The organism is Psychrobacter sp. NPDC078929 (assembly GCF_050267985.1).
Lineage (GTDB): Bacteria > Pseudomonadota > Gammaproteobacteria > Pseudomonadales > Moraxellaceae > Psychrobacter.
Genome location: NZ_JBNNFX010000044.1, coordinates 2,143 through 3,937, shown reverse-complemented (window position 1 = coordinate 3,937; position 1,795 = coordinate 2,143). Strand labels below are relative to the sequence as shown.

The 1,795-nt window shown below is 48.7% G+C and carries 1 rRNA gene (cut by a window edge); it reads right to left on the bottom strand.

The annotated features are described in order from the left end of the window. Positions 1 to 1,690: ribosomal RNA gene (locus tag ACQKCG_RS13690) — 23S ribosomal RNA — on the bottom strand; it reaches 1,237 nt to the left of the window's first position. Positions 1,691 to 1,795: the final 105 nt, after the last annotated feature.

Below are 1,795 nucleotides of genomic sequence, written 5' to 3'. Positions count from 1 at the left end.
CACCAACAGCGTACCTTCTCCCGAAGTTACGGTACCATTTTGCCTAGTTCCTTCAGCAGAGTTCTCTCAAGCGCCTTGGTATTCTCTACCTGATCACCTGTGTCGGTTTAGGGTACGATTCGTTTATAACTATTGCTTAGAAGCTTTTCCTGGAAGCATGGTATTTGCCACTTCGCTGTACAAGTACAGCTTGCTATCAGATCTCGGTATAGAATAGCCCGGATTTACCTAAGCTATAAACCTACATCCTTTCACCTGGACAACCAACGCCAGGCTGACATAACCTTCTCCGTCCCTCCATCGCATTATAAACAAGTATCGGAATATTAACCGATTTCCCATCGACTACGCCTTTCGGCCTCGCCTTAGGGGTCGACTCACCCAGCCCCGATTAACGTTGGACTGGAACCCTTGATCTTCCGGCGTGCGAGCTTTTCACTCGCATTATCGTTACTCACGTCAGCATTCGCTCTTGTGATACCTCCAGCATGCTTTACAACACACCTTCACAGGCTTACACAACGCTCCCCTACCACTTGAAAACAAATTCAAATCCGCAGCTTCGGCTCCTAGTTTGAGCCCCGTTACATCTTCCGCGCGGGCCGACTCGACTAGTGAGCTATTACGCTTTCTTTAAAGGATGGCTGCTTCTAAGCCAACCTCCTAGCTGTCTATGCCTTCCCACCTCGTTTCCCACTTAACTAGGAATTTGGGGCCTTAGCTGGCGGTCTGGGTTGTTTCCCTCTCCACGATGGACGTTAGCACCCACCGTGTGTCTCCCGGATATCACTCATCGGTATTCGGAGTTTGCATCGGTTTGGTAAGTCGGTATGACCCCCTAGCCGAAACAGTGCTCTACCCCCAATGGTGTTCGTCCGAGGCGCTACCTAAATAGCTTTCGGGGAGAACCAGCTATCACCGAGTTTGATTAGCCTTTCACCCCTATCCACAAGTCATCCCCTGGCTTTTCAACGACAGTGGGTTCGGTCCTCCGGTGCCTGTTACGGCACTTTCAACCTGCTCATGGATAGATCACTCGGTTTCGGGTCTATACCCTGCAACTAAACGCCCTATTAAGACTCGGTTTCCCTACGGCTCCCCTAAACGGTTAACCTTGCTACAGAATATAAGTCGCTGACCCATTATACAAAAGGTACGCGGTCACCCAACAAGTGGGCTCCCACTGCTTGTACGCACACGGTTTCAGGTTCTATTTCACTCCCCTCACAGGGGTTCTTTTCGCCTTTCCCTCACGGTACTGGTTCACTATCGGTCAGTCAGGAGTATTTAGCCTTGGAGGATGGTCCCCCCATCTTCAAACAGGATTTCTCGTGCCCCGCTCTACTTAATATGTTAACTCTAATGTTTCGAATACAGGACTATCACCTACTACGGTCAGCTTTCCCACGCTGTTCTTCTACATTAGAATTAATCGGCTTCTCCCCGTTCGCTCGCCGCTACTAGGGGAATCTCAATTGATGTCTATTCCTAAGGGTACTGAGATGTTTCACTTCCCCTCGTTCGCTTCCTAATAAATTAGGATACCTACCTTATGGTAAGTGGGTTTCCCCATTCAGAAATCTCCGGATCACAGGATATTGCCGCCTCCCCGAAGCTTATCGCAGGCTGTCACGTCTTTCATCGCCTCTGACTGCCAAGGCATCCACCATGTGCGCTTCATTACTTGACCATACAACCCCAAGTAGTCTTTCGACTTCTAAGTGTCATACAATCTAATTATGATAACGATATCACCTATGTTTATACGCTTGATTCAGTTCTCTTTACTTTTTTT